This window comes from Providencia hangzhouensis, assembly GCF_029193595.2.
In the GTDB taxonomy this organism is placed as follows: domain Bacteria; phylum Pseudomonadota; class Gammaproteobacteria; order Enterobacterales; family Enterobacteriaceae; genus Providencia; species Providencia hangzhouensis.
Map to the genome: position 1 here is coordinate 1588855 of NZ_CP135052.1, position 19680 is coordinate 1608534.

Here is a 19680-nt window from a genome sequence, read left to right on the forward strand (position 1 = left end):
GGCTTGTTATAAAGGTACAATCAGTTAACTTTTTTAATATACAATGTGCTGATTACAATGACTAATAACAATTTCTCTTCAACAGCGGCATTTCTATGGTCAGTAGCTGACCTGTTACGTGGTGACTTCAAGCAATCTCAATACGGACGCATCATTCTCCCTTTCACTCTGCTAAGACGCTTAGAGTGTGTGCTTGCTGCTACAAAGGCTGATGTTCTGGCTAAATACGACGCAGTAAAATCAATGCCGATTGAAGCGCAGGACAAACTACTTACCCATGCTGCGCAGTTAAGTTTTTATAACACCTCAAAAATGGATTTGAACCGTCTTGGTGAAACTGGTGTAGCAAATAATCTTCAGAACTACATTCAATCATTTAGCCCAAATGCCCGTGAGATTTTTGAGCACTTCGACTTTTTCAATACCATTGATAAATTGGAAGAAGCCGATCTGCTTTATAAAGTTGCAAAACGTTTTGCGACTACCGATCTTCACCCTGACACCATTAGCAACTACGGTATGGGTTTAGTGTTTGAGGAGCTTATTCGACGCTTTGCCGAAAGCTCGAATGAAACAGCAGGGGAACACTTTACCCCAAGAGATATTGTTGAGCTGACAACGTCATTGCTTTTCACTAACGAAGAAGAGTTAACCAGCTCGGGTTTAGTTCGCTCAATTTACGACCCTACTGCAGGAACAGGTGGCTTCTTATCGTCTGGTATGGAGTATGTCCACAAACTCAATGAGAAAGCCTCTTTATCTGCATTCGGTCAAGAGCTGAACCCAGAGTCATACGCAATCTGTAAAGCAGATATGCTGATTAAGGGGCAGAAGGTCGATAACATCAAGCTGGGCAATACCTTATCGAATGACCAGCTCCGCAATGATAAGTTTGACTATATGCTATCTAATCCGCCCTTTGGTGTGGATTGGAAGAAAATCCAAAAATACATCACTGATGAACATACCCAAAAAGGTTTTGAAGGCCGCTTTGGTGCGGGCTTACCACGAGTGTCTGATGGTTCATTACTGTTTTTGATGCACCTGATTAGTAAAATGCGCCCTGAAAGTGAAGGTGGTTCACGTATTGGTATCATCCTGAATGGTTCACCACTTTTTACTGGCGGAGCTGGTAGCGGTGAGAGTGAAATTAGACGCTATATTCTGGAAAATGACTTACTCGAAGCGATTGTGGCATTGCCTACTGATATGTTCTACAACACGGGTATTGCCACTTATATTTGGGTGTTATCTAACCATAAGCCAACTGCTCGCAAAGGCAAGGTTCAATTAATTAATGCGTCAAAAGAACGCGCTAAAACAGGCGGGCGCGGGCGTAGTGGTGGCAGTGAAGTCGAAGGCGATGATGAAAACGTGTTTTATGCAGCCATGCGTAGATCACTAGGTAGTAAACGTAAAGAACTGACAGAAGAAGCGATTGAGACAATTGTGCAAACATACGGTCAGTTTGTAGAAAATGATTTTAGTAAAATCTTTGATTACAAAGCATTTGGCTATCGACGAATTACGGTTGAACGTCCACTGAAATTAGCTATTTTCCCGAAAGATGCTATACGCCTCGAAGCTCTGCAAGCAGATAGTGTTTGGCAGAAAATGGATGAACCCATTCAACAAACTATTCTTGACGCGCTAGCGTCATTTGAAGGCGAAAAATATTTGTCTCGTGATAAATTCCTCAAGCAGCTAAAAAGCAAGCTGGTGGATGTTAAACTAAGCGCAGTACAACTAAAACTGATTGTCAAACACCTTGGTGAGTACGACGATGAAGCTGAAGTGTGCAAAGCCAAAGGCCAGATTGAAGCTAACCCTGATTTACGCGACAACGAAAACGTACCACTCACTGAAAATATTACTGATTATTTTGCTCGAGAAGTTCTGCCACACGTACCGGATGCGTGGATTGATAAAAGCAAGCTGGACCCGAAAGATGGTGACGTGGGTATAGTGGGTTATGAAATTCCGTTCAATCGCCATTTCTATGTTTATGAGCCACCGAGAGCATTAGAAGAGATTGATGCGGAGTTGGATGCGATATCAGCTGAGATTATGCAATTGCTTAATGAGGTGCATTCATAATGGCGGGGCGCTATAAGGTATATCCTGAGTATAAGGAGTACAACTCAGCGTGGTTCGACTTTCTCCCAAGTCATTGGCAGTCAGTTAGCTTGAAGTGGACTTCACACCTTTATTCAGGTGGAACACCAAGTAAAGACAATTTATCGTTCTGGGAAAATGGTTCAATTCCTTGGTTAAACTCTGGCGCAGTGAACCAAAGCCTAATTGAAAAACCATCAGCATTTATTACTAGAGATGCTTTTAATAATAGTAGTGCTAAGTGGATTCCAAAAGAATCGTTGGTAATGGCTTTAGCTGGTCAAGGAAAGACTAAAGGAATGGTTGCTCAACTAGCTATTGATTCTACGTGTAATCAGTCAATGGCAGCTATTGTTCCAAGTAAGGATATATCTTCTCGCTTTTTATTTTGGTGGCTAACTAGCAATTATCAAAAAATTCGAAACATGGCTGGAGGGGATCTGAGGGATGGTCTCAACTTAGAGCTACTAGGAAGTATCAGTTCTCCTATTTTCGACCGTAAAGAACAACAAAAAATCGCTAATTTCCTCGATCATGAAACAGCCAAGATAGACACTTTAATAGCTAAGCAAGAAAAATTGATTGAGCTGTTAAAAGAAAAACGCCAAGCGGTGATTTCTAACGCTGTGACCAAAGGACTTAACCCAGATGTACCAATGAAAGACTCAGGCGTGGAATGGTTGGGTGAAGTACCGGAACATTGGGATATGAAAAGGTTGAAGTATATTGGTGAAGCGAGAAACGGGCTTACTTATTCGCCTGATGATGTTGTTACTCAGGAGGAGGGCGTTTTAGTTTTAAGATCTTCAAATATCCAAGGTGCGAGATTAAGTTTTTCTGATAATGTTTACGTCAATATGGATATTCCTATTCGTATTAGAACCAAAGAAAATGACTTGCTAATTTGTTCAAGGAACGGCAGCAGGCAACTTATCGGTAAAAATGCACTAATTACAAAAGAGGCTGTTGATATGGCTTTTGGTGCATTTATGGTTGTTTTCAGAAGTAAGTTAAATCCTTATTTATATTGGGTATTAAACTCCCCATTGTTTGAATACCAATCTGGCTCATTTTTAACATCCACTATAAATCAATTGACGATCAGCAATCTTGAAAGTATGGAGATTCCTCTTCCTCCAGAATGTGAACAAGAAGAGATCAAAAGCTATCTTATCAAGAAAAGTGAGTACTTTGATGATTTAACCAGTAAGACACTTCAAAAAATTAACTTATTGAAAGAACGTAAAACAGCTCTTATCTCAGCCGCAGTTACAGGAAAAATTGATGTACGTGATTGGCAACCAAAAGGAATTCAAGAATGAGTCGTTTTGAAAATAAAATTGATGCAAATAACCGTTCTATTTTAGAAGTGCTTGATAATAAAAAATACACAGTTGATTACTATCAGCGTGAATATAGCTGGGAGCAGACTCACATAGAGCAGCTTGTTACTGATTTGTGTAATGCATTTTTGGATAACTACGACTCTGAGCATCAACGCCAAGATGTAGCCGATTATAATAGTTACTACTTAGGCCCTTTTGTCCTTAGTGAAAAGTCGGGTAAACGCAGTATTATCGATGGTCAGCAACGTTTAACGTCACTAACATTATTTTTGATTTATCTGAATAATAAACAACGAGAACTTGGTCTAAAAGAAGCCATTTCAGGTATGATTTTTTCTGAGAAATTTGGAGTGAAATCATTCAATATAGATGTACCTGAGCGTACAGCCTGCCTTGATGCCTTATTTAACCAAGGGGAGTACGTACCACCAGAAGATGCAGATGCCTCAACGGTTAATATGGTGGCTCGTTATCAAAATATCTGTGATGCATTTCCAATAGACCGCATTGATGAAAAAGTATTTCCGTTATTTATTGACTGGTTTAAAGAATTAGTTGTTCTTGTCGAAATCGTGGCATATAACGATGAAAATGCCTACACTATTTTTGAGACAATGAACGACAGGGGGCTAAATTTAACCCCAACTGAAATGTTAAAAGGTTTTTTGCTATCGAAGTATCGCGACGATAAAAAGCGGCAAAAGGCTAACGATTTCTGGAAACAAACGGTCATTGACCTTAAAGCTTTTGATAAAGAAGAAGATCAACGTTTTATTCAGGCGTGGCTAAGAGCAAAATATGCTGAGTCCATCCGCCAAAGTAAAGCAGGCTCACTTAACGAAGACTTTGAAAAAATTGGTACTCGTTTCCATAACTGGGTTAGAGATAACCTATCCAAGATGAAGCTTGCTAAGGCTGGTGAAAATGAGTTTGATGTGTTTATTAATACCGAGTTTAAATACTACGTGAACGCGTATAAGCGCCTACGTCAAGCAGAAGAAACGATGACGTCAGGACTCGATTCAATTCATTACATCTATCAATGGGGGATCGCAACCTCATTAAGCTATCCTTTGATGCTTGCACCGTTAAAAACGACAGACTCCGTTGAATTAGCCAACAAAAAAATGAATCTTGTGGCGAAGTATATTGATATTTTTTGTGTTCGTAGAGCGATTAACTTCCGTAACTTCTCTGCCAGCTCTATTCGCTATACGATGTACAATTTAGTTAAAGAAATCCGTAATAAAGACTATAATGAGTTACTCGTTATTTTTGATAAAATGCTTTGTGAGATGGATGAACGGTGGGATGGTTTTGATAGGTTTTGTCTGCATGGGCAAAACGGCCGTTTCGTTAAGTACTTACTTTCACGCTTATCAAGTTATGTCGATAGTTTAGCAGGGGCAAATACAGACTTTTCGACCTACTATCATGCAACAAATGGTAAGCCTTTTGAAATAGAGCATTTATGGGCGAATAACTTTGACGATCATAAGGATGAGTTCGAACAACAAAGTGATTTTTATGATGCTCGAAATAAGATTGGGGCTTTGGTACTACTTCCACGAGGCACAAATCAGTCATACAGTGATAAACCATATGTAGATAAGCTTCCTCACTACATTAAAGAAAACTTGCTGGTTAAGTCTCTACACCCATTGGCATATGAAAATAACCCTAACTTCAATAAGCTATTCACAAACAATGGGTTAGCATTTAAGGCTCATTCAGACATGAAAGTGGCTGATATCAAGGAACGTTGTGAGTTATATCGCCAAATAGCAGAACAAATTTGGTGTTTGGAGGAAGCTAACTAATGTCTGATATAGCACAAGAAAAAATATTCCAAAACGACATCCTTGAGGAAATGCTGTCCCACGGTTGGTTATTAGGCGAATCGAGCAAGTACAACAAAGAGTTAGCTCTTTATCCTGAAGACGTTATCGCGTTTGTGAAAGCCACACAGCCAGAGCAATGGGATAAACTCGCGCAACACTTTCCAAATACGACGGCTGAAGTGCTACTCAAATCATTAGAACAAGAACTGAAAAAAGAAGGCACACTCTGGGTATTGCGAAACAAGGTCAATAACCGAGGTGCTAAGTTTGAGCTTTGTAGTTTTAAACCGGATCACGAGTTGAATCCAACGGCAATGGTTCGTTATCAGCAAAATATTTTACGTGTTGTGCCAGAACTGGTTTACTCACCCAATGGTTATGACGGTCGATTAGATTTAACGCTATTTGTGAATGGAATACCTGTTGCCACTTGTGAGCTTAAATCTGAGTTTAAACAGTCAATTGATAATGCCAAAGTCCAATATATGAAGGACAGGCCACCGAAAGACAAGAAGACACATAAGTCCGAACCGTTATTGACCTTTAAACGGGGGGCACTGGTTCACTTTGCCGTCAGTCAATACAACGTGGCAATGACCACGAATTTAAATGGTAAAAATACCTATTTTTTACCGTTTGACCAAGGGACAAGCGAAGGCGGTAAGGGGAATGATACCCCCGAAGATGGCAGCTATGCGACATCCTATCTTTGGAATGAAATTTTCCAAAAAGATAATTTGCTGCTTATCCTTGGGCGATATATTCACCTTGAAGTCAAAGATGTTGAAAATTTAGATGGTTCAATTAGTCAAAAAGAAACGCTGATCTTTCCTCGTTATCATCAGTGGTCGGTGGTTTCAAAGTTGCTCAGAACCGTAGACAATGAAGGTACAGGGCATAAATACCTGATCCAGCACAGCGCAGGTTCAGGTAAATCAAACTCGATTGCGTGGTTATCTCACCAATTAGCATCAAAACACTATGATATCGATCACCCTGAACTTGATAAGCAAGCAGGGGATAAGGTATTTGATTCCGTTATTGTGATCACTGACAGAACGGTGTTGGATAGCCAGCTACAGGATACAATTTATCAGTTTGACCACAGTGAAGGGATGATTGCTCGCGTTAACCGCGAAGAGGCTCAGGGCTCTAAATCTAGCCAGTTAGCTGGGGAGCTGAAGGCTAGTACCTCTATCATTATCGTGACTATTCAAACTTTTCCTCACGTATTAGAAGCGATACGCCAAGACTCAACCCTTGCAGGCCGAAGCTACGCTGTGATTGCTGATGAAGCGCATTCAAGCCAGACAGGGACAACTGCTCGTAAACTGCGAGAAGTCCTTATGGCAGAGAAATTAGATGGTGATGAAGAGCTAGATAGTGAAGATATGCTGCGTTTATCACTGGAAGCTCGTAAAGGCTCGAATAAACTCAGCTACTTTGCTTTTACGGCGACACCGAAGGCAAAAACACTAGAGTTGTTTGGTCGTAGGCCCAATCCCTATGAGCCTGCAAGCGATACCAATAAGCCCCGGCCTTTTCACGTCTATTCAATGCGCCAAGCGATTGAAGAAGGTTTTATTCTGGATGTTCTGCAAAATTACACCAGTTACCGAGTGGCTTACCAACTAGCGCATAAAAACCCAGATTTAGACCATGAGGTAGACAGTAAAAAAGCCGCATCGAAAATGGCAAAATGGGTTCGCTTTCACCCTTACAATATTGCTCAAAAAGTGGAAACCATCATTGAGCATTTCAATGATAAAATTAAGCATTTACTAGGCGGTGAAGCCAAAGCCATGGTAGTCACCAGTAGTCGTTTAGAGGCTGTACGCTACAAACTAGCTTTTGAAAAATATGTGCAAGAGAAGGGCTACACCAATGTTAACGCCATGGTGGCATTTTCTGGAGAAGTGAATGATCCTGATTTCCCTGATCACGCTTTCACTGAAAATAATATGAACCCTAATCTTCGTGGTCGAGATATGCGTAAAGCATTCGATACCTCAGATTATCAGGTCATGCTGGTGGCAAATAAATTCCAGACAGGTTTTGACCAGCCGAAATTAGTGGCGATGTATGTCGATAAGCCCTTAAAAGGCGTTGAGTGCATTCAGACACTTTCGAGATTAAACCGTACTTATAAAGGCAAAGAAAAAACCTTTGTGCTTGATTTCGTGAATGATCCTGAAGATATATTGGCAGAGTTTAAAGTATATTTCCAAACGGCAGAACTAGCTGATGTCTCTGATCCAAACATTGTCTATGAACTAATGAAAAAGCTCGACAAAGTTGGTATTTATCAATGGCGAGAGGTTGAGATGTTTGTTGAAACGTATAACAACAAGCAAGCAAATCAAGCCAAACTCGCTAATTTGTGTAAGCCAGCTGTTGACCGCTTTTCTGTCCGTTACAAAGAAGCGTCGCAAGTTCTTCGAGCTGCACAATCGGAGCTGTCTAAGGCAAAAATTGAGAAGAACGACAAAAAAATTAAGTATGCTGAAAATAGCGTAAAGCACGCGAAAGAAGCCCGAGATATTCTTGAGGTATTCAAGAAAGACCTCATCTCGTTCTATCGCTATTACGAGTTTACGTCTCAGATTGTCAATTTTGATGATTATGAATTAGAAAAGCTGAGTATTTTCGCCAAATATCTTCATCCGTTGTTGCGCCTCGATGTTGTGGAAGACGAAATCGATTTATCAGATGTGGTGATGACTCATTACCGTCTTCACGAGCAACGTGAAGCCGATTTACAGCTTGGCCTTATGATAGGAGAAGAACCAACGCCTTACCTATCTGCGGCAAAAGAAGGCGCTGGTGCTGTGCCGAAAGACCCTAAAACTGAATTGCTTAACGAGATTATTCAGCGAATGAACGACTTGTTTATTGAAGATGGTTTGTCTGAAAATGATATGCTCAATTATGCCAATACCATTGCAGGTAAAATCTCAGAAAATGAAGTTGTTATGGATCAACTGCGCAGTAATACCAAAGAACAAGCCATGCTCGGCCAATTCCCTGAGTCAATCAACAATGCCATTATTGAGAGTATGGATACTCATAATGAGATGGCAATGAAACTTTTATCTAATGAAGCGATAGCGAAAGGCTTTGCTGGATTGATGTTTGATGTGTTAATGAAGGGATTAGGAAAGGCGAGTGAAGCTCAACGTTAACATATGATAATTCACCACCTTGGGAATAAGCTCAGGGTGGTGATGTATTTGTATGCTTTGAATAAAGGTCTGTGGCAGTAGAAAATATGTGCCAAAAAGATTAAGAATTGAACGGCTACGGAGTCTGACTGAAAATGGTTATTGCTATTGTAGCTAGCTCATTAATTTAACTGGTGTGATGTCCGCAATGAGCGAAGAGCGGAAGTTCGTGAGTGTTCTCATAACGGAGTAAGACGCTGCTGATATTAAGGTGTATTATTGAACAGTGTAGATCAACGATTACTGGCGCTTAACGCTCAGATGAGAACGTTCACCGATTCCGCACGAACAAATTCAGAATGGGGGGATTTGATATCCCCCTGGTAGATGCCTTGGTTAATGTTTATAGGTCAATTGAACTCAGAGCATCATTCTTGCCGCGTCAGAGATGGTCAAAAATAGACCCTTTACGTGGAATAAGGATTTTCTCATAAAGCTTTGTTGCATAGTCATCAGTCATCCCTGAAACATAGTCGCAAATGACTCGCATACCAGCCTTCTCGCCTAAGCTAATCTGCTGCTCGTAAATTTCCCTCGTTGAGGCAGGTAGAAACCGACACGGATCGTTAGCCAGTACACCGAAAAGCTCAACAATCAACTTTTGTCCCTTGAATTCAAGCTGCTGTACATTTTCATGCTTAATTACTTTGTTTTTGACCAGTTTGAAAATTTTCAACCTTAGTGCTTCGACCGCATCCGGAAGGACCGCATTATATTTGAGCATGCCACATTCGAATGCTGCATTCTTTGTATTCAGCTCAACACTTGTAATCATCAGGTGAACTAGCATCCCGATGCACTCTTTTCTCTTGTAACTTTTACCAAAAAGGCTATCCGCGACAGATTCGCATGTTTCGGCAAATGTTTTTCCATGGCAGTCAGTAAATAGGGTTTCATGTCCACTGAAATGCTCCATCCACATTGCTCGTGTCACCATTCCGAGAGAAATAGCATCCTCCAAATCGTGCAGCGAATACGAAATTTCATCGGCAAGATCCATGATGGTTGTATCGAGAGCTTTATAAGAAGCTTTTTTATGATCGGATTTGGTTTGACCATCTTCAACGGAAGTAAAAAGCCTCCGATCCTGTTCAGTAAATGGTGAGAGAGCAAATTCTACAATATCGCATTCTGAATCTAGATAGCATTTTGGAGGTTTAAAATCAGATGACTTAAAGAGCCAGTTCGGCGATCCGATAGTGGCCGGGATACTGTCTTTTTTAACCACTAGATCCGAGTATTTAACCGGATATTTCAGTATGCCTAGCAGAAGTCTGCGTGTAGGATCGAGTCCGTGTTCTAAGGTATACTTATCTAGTTTCGAGAGAATGCGAAGCGTCTGGCCGTTTCCTTCAAAACCACCGTAATCCAGCATACAGTAGTTAAGAGCTACCTCACCGCCGTGACCAAATGGAGGATGTCCAATATCATGTGCGAGACATACTGCTTGCATCAGATCGTTATCTGGTAAAAATTGCTCTTCCTCTTTACCTTTATATTTTATTTTCAGCTTAGCAAGAAGACCTGAACCGATTTGGGCGACTTCCATAGAATGAGTCAGTCGTGTGCGGTAGAAATCACTTTCACCCAGACCAAGAACCTGTGTCTTGGATTGCAATCGTCTGAAAGGAGACGAGTGAATCAATCGAGAAAGGTCGCGCTGAGCTTCAGATCGAATCTCCTCAACTCGAGGACTATTGGTGCCTCGTCTCACATCCCAGACGTTTATTTCACTCCGAGTCATATTATTCCTTATTTTTTACTTTGTGCAGTGCGGTGTTCTAACGTAACAAATTAGCAAAATAACGTATATATTTCTGACCTAATCTTCAATAATCGATGTTGTGTGAACTTAGTAAGGTCCGCTCCTGGCACTAAGCTATCGTAGGTCAGGCCAAAGAACAGCTTTGAGCGAGGATCGGACATTAAAGCTCTATTAGAAACTTGAGCACTGCTTTAGCCAAGCCACTGCAAACTATCTTACACATAAAAATCAACCCATAGTTAAAATACCCCCGACTACGTATCTCTCTAACAGTTTTTAGGCTTATTCCCCGAGAATATTTTCAGCTGTGAACTTATGATCAAGAGAGTTTTCGACTAGTTTTTTGTATAAGAAAAATTGTTGCCTCGCATATTTTAAACCATATTGTTCTTTAATATAAAAGTATTGTTCAAAGTTGTTTTTGTATAAATCAAGTTGCTTATTGGCAATTGCAAGCTCTTTCATAGCTAGTGCATGTCTTTCACTTTCAGATAACGGCAACGCCTTAAATAAGTTAATATTATATCGCCATGGATTTTGTTCTTGCTCATATTCCCACATGGTTAAGTAGCCAGAGGAATCAAAAATATCAGTAATCTCAGTATCATATTTCGGGTCGGCAATTAAGGCCGAAGTAATATCTGGAAGTGATTGGATTTTGTCGCCTAATAATTTTCTAACAGATTTTAGTATATTATTTGTTATTTCAACTTGCTTTTTTATCGGGTCATAACTCTTAGCAAACTCAATTTCTGCTGATTCGGCTTGATATATACAATCTTTAACTTCATGTACAAACATTGAGTCAGCAATTTCTTGCGGCAAACATGCGTAACTGTTTTCAACAAGTTTTACGCCTCCCAACTCAAACGCTGTTGCCACTAAGCGGGAACAAAATTGCCTTTTAGCATCCATCTTTGTAAAAATTTTAGTGAATGCATTTACAGCGCTAACCTTAGAATAAGTAGTTCCAATTTGTGATCGCGCATAACTTATTGCTTTTTCTATTGCAATAGGATCGTCAACTCGCACAACTTTTACGTATTTAGGATCATCTATTAGTAATCGTTGTATATTTCCTGAATGGACCCCATGAAAGTCAGAATGAATATAGCTCGATTCACCAACACATAAAATCGCATGTGAGAAGTTTGAATTAGTAATCTTACAAATAAGCGAGCTATTTTTTTCATTCGAGCGAGTTAGAATGATATCGCCTAGCATTAATTTTGATTTATCTAATAGATACACTGTACTCCCTAGAAGCTTAATGCTTACATTTGAAGCTGGTTATTATTGTAGCGGAGAATCAGTTCCACAATTTTTATATTTTTCCCGCATGAAATTCACGACCAAATGGGGGCGTGGTTCTAGTACTATCGAAAAAATTATATTTATTGGTGATATGTCCGGCTCTATCCACTTCCAAAATTAGATATGTATCTCTATCATAACCACCTTTTATATTCCAGTTAATATGATTGGTTATTAGACCATGTTCATATGAAATGACTTTCCTTTTGTTGTCTCTCTAAACTAATCAACTAATTATACCTTGTTGGAAGGTCTGCTCCTGGCACAGGGCTGATAAACAGCCTTGATAGATTTATACTTCAATTGACTCAGAAATCTCCAATGCATCATCGACTTCAATGCCAAGGTAACGAACCGTGCTTTCCAGTTTTTTATGTCCTAGTAATAACTGAATTACACGAAGATTCTTTGTTTTCTGGTAGATCAGGTATGGCTTAGTTCTGCGCATAGAATGCGTGCTGTACAACGAATTATCAAGGCCTAGCTTTTCAATCCAACCATGAAAAATACGGTTGTATTGTCTGGTAGAGATATGTTGAGCAGAACCTACTCGGGATTGGAAAATATAGTCTGCACTATGCAAGTGAGCTATTCTTATCCATGCAGCAACTGAATATCTAGTTCCTTTAGTCAGCTCAAATTGGACAGGACTACCAGTCTTTTGTTGTAACACTGTTGCTCTGCTGGAGACTGAACTGCCATATGCAACATCTGATACCTTCAATTTAACGAGATCACAGCCTCGAAGTTTACTATCCAAGGCTAAATTAAACAAAGCTAAGTCGCGAATTTTCCCTTCTAATTCCAGTCTAATACGGTTATCCCCAGATATGAGATATTTTAAGCGGTCGTTTTTGCTCAATGATACGATTTTTATTCCACGGTGACTTAGACATAATTAAATCTCCTATGATGTAGAGATTTAATTATGGCTGTTATCCCGAAAGAGAGAACATCGGACATCGGCTTGTTATCCGGAATGGCAATTGTTTTATAAACCTGCAGAATAGAACTCTGTCAAAAGCAACAAGAAAACTCCGCAGGCGCAAAACCTGATTAGGGAAATTATCCGCTACCGGAGTTATACCAAATTGCTACACGTCTTTTTTCAGGATCAGGACAATGTAGTAGAGTGTAGCCTTGATGAGATGATTCAGGCTGTGAACTTCACGGAATAGCAGCAGAGTTTTGCGCAGAAACTCCATAAAAGTAATATCTTCCGACTTAGTACGTTCCATACCTTCTTTAGCAGGGTAATAGGTAATGACTTGCGTTGATTCTTTATATTCGTATTTATAGTGTGCAATACCGTTCCTGAGCCTATTATCGATGGCTGTTATATTAATTGTATAAAAGCAATCGTCGATATACTGAATTTTCTGGCCTAAATCCACATCAGCAAATTTATTCAGAGAGGATAATTCTTTACGAAATTCGTTCTTCTTGTTCAACTTTAATGTCGCTTCAAATTCATTGTGATCACCTCGTTTTAGTAAATTATTCAGGCCTGCAAGAAGCGTTAACTGACGGGCGAAAACCTCTGCCAAGTCTTTGTAGTAATTATTGCATGTGTAAAAGTAAGCCGTTGATACGCGAGCGGGAACTGGTCGGTATTTCTCTACCTCAATGTAATCATAAAAGAGGGCTGGTCGTAATGGTAATTCAAGTTCAATAAGGCGTGGGTATAAGCCAAGACAATCAAAATGTAGGTTTTTTAGAAATTTATTATTAATAATTTCCTCAACAAAGCTGATGACGTTCTTTTTATGCTTCCCGTGAAGATGTTGATATAAAAGAGTAAAACCTTTGGACAATTCTTCGTTTTGCTCATGGATTGTAAAAGGCGATGACATAATCGATGTTGCTGTGTACAAGGATGCTAAAACGTCTTCTTTTTTATGACTTCTCAGCTTTTCCATAGGTAACTTCGCACACACTTTTTCAAAGTTATTTATATTACCTTTTTTGTATTGAGTAATAACTCTCTCTAACTCCCTTTGCAATGGATAGAGCCGATTCAACATATCAAGGCGTTGAGCTAAATGACCAAATTCATTTCTACCAATTTCACTCATTGCACGAAAAAAAGTCGTCATTCCCTGCGTGTACTTACAAAAATAAACAGGGAAATCAAGGTGTAACTCAACGAAATGATTCTCACCTGTGAATGGTGCTTCAAAATCAATTATATCTGATGCGCCCGTGAGATCGTCTTTCTCAGAGCCGATTGTAAAAGTGATGCGTTCTTCACACTCTGGGCAGGCAAACTGAAAAGGCTGAATGTCCCTGTTAGACATCCCAATTCTGCAATCAATTAACGTTTCACAGGTATCACATTTAAAACATTTGCATATATTCATGTTTTTCCGTTGAAGTTAAATTTTCATCTTAATAAGTATATATTTTGGTTCATATTCTTCAGATACAAAAATTACAGCTATAGCCCCTGCATGGCCCAACTTCTCTCGAACAGGTAGATGACATTAGGTTAACCGATAATCATGCAAAACGCGATATATGCAGGCTCCTGGGGAAACTAGGTGGCATAGACTGAAGTGGTCAACTAATATTGGCCACACTATTAGACTGTTTGTAGAACAGCCGCTCTGATTCATTGGGCGTCAATCCCCCGTTATACCAGTGGGGTCTGATGCCGCTGTAATACTCTGTGATATAACCGATAATTCTACGCTCTGCTTCTTTCTGGCTTTCATAACCCATTGATGGCATCCATTCCTGTTTTAAACTTCTAAAAAATCGCTCCATTGGGCTATTGTTCCAACAGTTTCCCCGTCGACTCAGGCTTTGGGTGATTTGATAACACCATAATCGTTGACGGTATTCAAGGCTGGTATAATGACTCCCTTGGTCACTATGAAACATCAGCCCTTTTGGCTGACCTCGCATTTCCCAAGCCATTTGCAAGGCTTTTAATGTCAATTCGGTGTCGGGGGACGTAGAGAGTGCCCAACCAACCGGTTTCCGAGCAAAAAGGTCTAACACGACAGCGAGATAAGCCCATCGCTTTCCTGTCCAAATATACGTCACATCGCCACACCACACTTGGTTGGGGGCCGTAACAGCAAATTGGCGGTCGAGTAAATTGGGGATGTCAACATGTTCTTTGTTTCCGTGTTTATACCGATGTTGCACCTGCTGACAACTCGTAATCCCAAGTTCTTTCATTAACTTACCGGCAATATAACGGCTCATATTCACACCGTATTGAGTCGTCACTATCGTGGCAATAGTCCTTGCGCCAGCAGAGCCCCCGCTTAAATTCCAAGCGTCTTTAACTAAGCTTCGTTTAATCGCTCGTTCTCCGTCTGGTACGGTATTTTTCATCCGATGATACCAATGACGATAGCGACTACGATGACGTTCAAAAAGTTGGCAAAGTGTTGTGACGGGATAATGCGCTCTGAGTTTGTCGATTATCGTGAATCCTTCAATGAGTCCGACATTAAGAGCGCCGTAGCCTTTTTTAGGATTTCGTTCTCCATTTCAAGGCGTTGTATCTTTTTTTTCATTTCACGAAGTTCAATCTGCTCAGGCGTAAGCGGGAGTCCTGTTGGTATTTTACCTTGCCGCTCTAATCGTAGCTTTTTAACCCAACGATTAAGTGCGGCAAGGCTAACGCCCATTGCCTGTGCGGCTTTCGCCACGGAGTAATGATGGTCAACGACCATTTTAGCGGCTTCGAGTTTAAACTCTGCTGAATATTGCTTAACCATGTGCTCACCTGTGATGTTATTGAGGTAAGAATATCACCTCTACTCAGGTGGCCAAATTAACTATGCCACTTCAGACTTCTATCGAGTGCTCACTGTTGGATCAAAGTACAATCGCAACTTCCGCTTCTGGTACAGAGCTGACATCTCGATGGTACATAGCTCCGCGTTATTATAGTACCCGCTCAAATTTGAGCGGGTACTATAAGTTACCCAACTAGCGATATTCCCCTTATCCCGCCTTCTATAATACTTCCCCTGTCAGCCTCTTCAATAAAATCAGCCCACCATTGCATCATAGGGCGTCTTTGCTCTAGGTAGTCACTACGGTTGTATGCGCGACGAACCTCATTTTTATCAACGTGGGCTAGGGCGGCTTCAATCACATCGGGTGGAAAGCCTTGCTCATTGAGTGCGGTACTGGCAATTGAGCGAAGACCGTGTGAAACAAGTACACCACCGAATCCAGCACGTTTTAATGCAGCATTGACGGTTTGGCTGTTCATCGGTTGAGTAGGCTTGATTCGGCTAGGAAAGATAAACTCACGATTACCACTTAATGGTTTCATTAGCTCTAAAATAGCTAAAGCAGCGTCAGATAATGGAACAGTGTGCTCACGGTTCATTTTCATTCTAGCAGCGGGGATCTTCCATTCCTTGGTTTCAAAGTTGATTTCGTCCCAGCGAGCTTCAGCGGCTTCGGCAGGGCGCGAGATGGTGAGTAGCTGCCACATAAACAAGCATCGAGTAGATAGGCTAATACTAGCTGTACGCATTGTCTGCATGAGCTTTGGTAGCTGATCAGGGGGAATACTTGGCATATTCTTTTTCTTGGGTTTTTCAAAAGCTTTGCCAATATTGATACTTGGAACTGCATCAATTAACCCAGTATTTTGAGCGTAGATCATGACTTCGTTAATACGCTGACAAAGGCGGCGAACGGTTTCTAATGCACCTCTGGCTTGAACTGGTTGTATTGCTTGGACCAATATATGTGCTTTGATGTCGGTAACGCTGATATCGCCTATGGCGGGAAAAACATCTCGTTCAAGTGAGCGCCAGATATCATTACCGTAATCTTCGGTTACAGTGGACTTCTTCACTTCCCACCAACGTTCAGCAACAAGTTGAAAGGTATTTGCCTTAGCCTCTAAGGTGTTACGGACTTGCTCTTTATGGTGCTCTTGAGGGTCTATCTGTTTAGCGAGTAGTATTCTTGCTTCAAGGCGGTAACTACGTGCATCAGCAAGGCTGACGGCAGGGTAAGAACCAAGGCTCTTTTTAGCTCGCTTTTTAGTGAGAGGGCGAATGTAGCGAAATGACCACAACTTGCTGCCATTGGATTTAATCAATAGTTCTAATCCATCGCCATCATAGAGGACATAATCGCTCTGTTTTGGCTTTGCTGCATCGATCTCTTTTACGGATAAGGGTTTGGTTTGTCTTGCCATTTTTGATGTTCCATTGTTTTTAGGCACCTCAAAAACTATAAAGGTTAACGAGGTGCCTATCAAGGTGCCTAAGATGATTGGATTTAATTAGGTGACATCAGACTGCGTAGGACATAAAAAAGCCCGCAACTCATTGAGTTAGCGGGCTTTTCAGTCTTCTTTGGACGTCCTTAGAAGATAATTTGGTGGAGCTGGCGGGAGTTGAACCCGCGTCCGAAATTTCTACATTCTCTAATGGGGTATAGTGAAATCAATAGGTTACTATATTAATCAATAAATTAGCTAACAATGGCTGATAACGGCTATCAATAGATATCAACGAATAACAATAGTTATTGAGTTAGATGGACACTATGTGGACATAATAAATTGTTAGCTGTGTAAAAAGCAATGTTTATTCATCCAGTGAACATAATGGATTTTTGGTGACGGCATCTTCCAAATGACTAGGTGCAAAGTGAGCATATATCATTGTCATTTTTATATCTGAATGGCCTAGAATGTCTCTTAGCACTAAAATATTTCCCCCGTTCATCATAAAGTGGCTTGCAAATGTATGTCGCAAAACGTGGGTGCATTGCCCTTCGGGTAATTCAATTCCTACTTTATTTACCGTTCTTTCAAATGTTTTACGACAAGGGGTAAACAGCTTGCCTCGTTTTTTGGGTATCTCGTTATATAGTTCTTTTGAAATAGGAACAGTTCTTACTTTTTTACTTTTTGTGTTTTTATAAGTAATACGATAGGGGGTTACTTGGCTACTTTCCAAATTTTCCGCTTCGCTCCATCTTGCGCCAGTGGAAAGACAGATTTTTGCTATCATTAAAACGCTATCACTTTTAGATTCTGAAAGCGCATCAAGTAGAATTTTGATTTCATCTTTATATAGAAATGTCACCATGCTTTCATCTACCTTAAAAGTAGGTAGACCAGCAAGAGGGTTAGGTAAAGACCAATGACCTAACTTTTTTAAAGTACCAAAGACTGCTGATAAATTGCGTTGTTCATGATTAACCGTGACAGGCTTTATTTCCATGCAGCGCCCATTAACATCAGGTATTTCACCTTTTAAGCGACCCTCACGATATAAACTAAAATCAGATGCGGTTAGTTGTGATGCGATTGGATCGCCTAGCCCTGCACAAATAGCTTTTAGCTTTGACATCATGCGGTCTACATCGGTTAAGGTTCTACCGTATAAGTCATGCCATTGATTGATTAAATCAGAAAGCCGCCTGTTATCCTGTTTTTCACCAAGCCACGGCTTATCCTCCATTTCACCTAGGATATATTTCTCGTAATAAAGAGCTTCACCCTTTGTGGCAAATTTTTTTCGTATGCGTTTACCGTTAACACCGTTAGGCCTTATATCACATAGCCATTCGCCAGAGTCAATTTTTCTAACAGTCATATTATTTATTGATTTTCAATAATAGTAACAACTCGACCTAATATAGATAAGTCATCTAAATCACAATCAAACGGTATACCAACGCCAGACACGCGAACTTTTTTTATAGGTATGCGAGTAAGTTCTCTAATACTTATTTTACCCTCAATATCAACTAGCCATTTACCGTCAAAAATATCACTGAAATGTTTATCAATGATGTAGTAATTATTATCTTCCTGAATGGATTTAGGTTCAGCAGGAAGCGGGGCGGTGTTTTTGAACATAGCTTTATCAAACATAACGTTGCTTGACTGAATAAGTTCACCATTGATTAACTTAAAGTTAGTAATTTTTAGAACATCAACTTTTTCATGCGTGAATGGTGTTCCAGTGCCAAATGTTAACCACTCAAGATTAGCGCCTGTTTCCAAAACGCAACGTACAACTATATCGGCGGGGAATAAATCTCTTTTGTAACGCATCGATAAGCTACTACTAGCGATACCTAAATGTTCTGCTAAAGCTACTTTGGAGCCAAATCCATAAGCCTCAATACAACGATCTAGTACCTCGCCACCACTTTTAGTGAAGTCTATTTCTAGATTCAAGGTAAATACCTCTTGATTTTAGCTTTAAGTGAATCTATTATTCACTACAAGCTATTGTTAGCCATTGTTAGGTAGTTAGCAATTATTGTTAGCTGTTGTTAACCAACTGGAGATTTTGCCTTATGAACGAACAATGTTCAACTGAAACAACCATGAAAAAGCGCTGGATTCCAATATCAGAATTTTGTGAAAAGTATGGAATATCGCTTAGTACTGCCCGTTATTGGAAATCTCAAGGTAAATTAAAAATCAAACCAAAGAAGAAAGCTAATGAACGTGTATACGTTGATTTGGTCGCTTACCATAAAGAATGGTTTGAATAAAAAAGTTCACGTTTCGTGAATGTTGATGTGTAAATAGTGAATTACAAAAAGAGTAAAGGCTATGTTTGATTATCAAGCTTCCAAACAATCACACTTTGATAATGCATGTCGTGCTTTTGCGATTGCTCACAAAGGTGACCTTGTTCAGATAGCGGAAGCAATCGGCATGAATGCGCAAATGTTGCGTAACAAGTTAAACCCAGAACAGCCGCACCAATTTACATGGGGCGATTTAGTTAAAGTTACCGATGCAACAGAAGACGCAACTTTAATTGATGGTTTATTAGAGCAGCTTCAATGCCAGCCGTCTGTACCTTTGAATAATGCAAGTGAAGGAAATTTCCCTGCGCATATTCTAAATGCAACGGCAGAGGTCGGAAAGTTAGCAAGCCAAGCGGTTTTAGGTGGTCATATTAATAATGCCCGTTCCGCTGAAATTAAACAGAGCGTAAATAATGCGATCCGTTGTTTAGCATTAGTTGGTGTGACAATTTCAGCCCGTTTACATTCATCCCCCGCATTTGTGTCAGCGATTGATACCGTTGTGGGATTCAGTCAAGCAATGGTGTGAT

General features: G+C 40.2%; 13 protein-coding genes and 1 pseudogene. 6 read left to right on the plus strand and 8 right to left on the minus strand.

All coding sequences use genetic code 11. The features are described 5' to 3' along the window. Window positions 1-57: 57 nt before the first annotated feature. The 4 genes from PZ638_RS06915 to PZ638_RS06930 are packed head-to-tail and all read left to right on the plus strand — an operon-like array spanning window position 58 to window position 8484. Window positions 58-2097, plus strand: a complete 2040-nt coding sequence (locus PZ638_RS06915; RefSeq protein WP_180312551.1) for a type I restriction-modification system subunit M — start codon at window positions 58-60, stop codon at window positions 2095-2097. Beyond that, window positions 2097-3437, plus strand: coding sequence for a restriction endonuclease subunit S (locus PZ638_RS06920; protein ID WP_275612095.1), 1341 nt, complete (start codon window positions 2097-2099; stop codon window positions 3435-3437). Before PZ638_RS06915 ends, PZ638_RS06920 begins: the two co-directional genes overlap by 1 nt. Next, on the plus strand, window positions 3434-5281 hold the full coding sequence (locus PZ638_RS06925) for a DUF262 domain-containing protein (RefSeq protein ID WP_180312552.1): 1848 nt from the start codon (window positions 3434-3436) through the stop codon (window positions 5279-5281). The genes PZ638_RS06920 and PZ638_RS06925 overlap by 4 nt, the downstream gene beginning before the upstream one ends. After that, complete coding sequence (locus tag PZ638_RS06930; RefSeq protein WP_180312553.1) at window positions 5281-8484, plus strand: type I restriction endonuclease subunit R; 3204 nt, start codon at window positions 5281-5283, stop codon at window positions 8482-8484. Before PZ638_RS06925 ends, PZ638_RS06930 begins: the two co-directional genes overlap by 1 nt. A 421-nt stretch (window positions 8485-8905) precedes the next feature. On the opposite strand, the gene PZ638_RS06935 is transcribed toward PZ638_RS06930, so the two are convergent. From PZ638_RS06935 to PZ638_RS06970, 8 genes and pseudogenes are all read right to left on the minus strand, one after another. Further along, on the minus strand, window positions 8906-10267 hold the full coding sequence (locus PZ638_RS06935; protein ID WP_180312554.1) for an anti-phage deoxyguanosine triphosphatase: 1362 nt from the start codon (window positions 10265-10267) through the stop codon (window positions 8906-8908). A 303-nt stretch (window positions 10268-10570) separates the two neighbouring features. After that, window positions 10571-11539: a YiiX/YebB-like N1pC/P60 family cysteine hydrolase gene (locus PZ638_RS06940; protein ID WP_218976484.1), complete on the minus strand. Its 969-nt coding sequence runs from the start codon at window positions 11537-11539 to the stop codon at window positions 10571-10573. Between the two features lie 355 nt (window positions 11540-11894). Further along, window positions 11895-12498 (minus strand): annotated as a pseudogene (locus tag PZ638_RS06945) (tyrosine-type recombinase/integrase). A 198-nt stretch (window positions 12499-12696) separates the two neighbouring features. Beyond that, window positions 12697-13899 (minus strand): hypothetical protein, encoded by a 1203-nt coding sequence (locus tag PZ638_RS06950; protein WP_257468738.1) that lies wholly within the window; start codon window positions 13897-13899, stop codon window positions 12697-12699. A gap of 262 nt (window positions 13900-14161) precedes the next feature. Continuing rightward, a protein-coding gene (locus PZ638_RS06955; RefSeq protein WP_180312556.1) for an IS3 family transposase occupies window positions 14162-15336 on the minus strand; the annotation gives its coding sequence in 2 pieces (ribosomal slippage) (window positions 14162-15090 and window positions 15090-15336; 1176 coding nt in all). Between the two features lie 206 nt (window positions 15337-15542). Beyond that, complete coding sequence (locus tag PZ638_RS06960; RefSeq protein WP_180312557.1) at window positions 15543-16784, minus strand: integrase; 1242 nt, start codon at window positions 16782-16784, stop codon at window positions 15543-15545. 394 nt (window positions 16785-17178) lie between these two features. Then, the gene (locus PZ638_RS06965; protein ID WP_164455370.1) at window positions 17179-18195 is read right to left on the minus strand and encodes a site-specific integrase; all 1017 of its coding nucleotides are present in this window, start codon (window positions 18193-18195) and stop codon (window positions 17179-17181) included. 5 nt (window positions 18196-18200) lie between these two features. Then, window positions 18201-18785, minus strand: a complete 585-nt coding sequence (locus tag PZ638_RS06970) for a phage repressor protein CI (RefSeq protein WP_164455372.1) — start codon at window positions 18783-18785, stop codon at window positions 18201-18203. 122 nt (window positions 18786-18907) lie between these two features. Here PZ638_RS06970 and PZ638_RS06975 point away from each other — a divergent pair, with 122 nt between their 5' ends. Both PZ638_RS06975 and PZ638_RS06980 read left to right on the plus strand, forming a co-directional pair. Continuing rightward, window positions 18908-19108 (plus strand): MerR family transcriptional regulator, encoded by a 201-nt coding sequence (locus PZ638_RS06975; protein ID WP_036952399.1) that lies wholly within the window; start codon window positions 18908-18910, stop codon window positions 19106-19108. 61 nt (window positions 19109-19169) lie between these two features. Further along, window positions 19170-19679 carry a phage regulatory CII family protein gene (locus tag PZ638_RS06980; RefSeq protein WP_231068181.1) on the plus strand — a complete coding sequence of 170 codons (510 nt, stop codon included), beginning with the start codon at window positions 19170-19172 and terminating at the stop codon, window positions 19677-19679. Window position 19680: the final 1 nt, after the last annotated feature.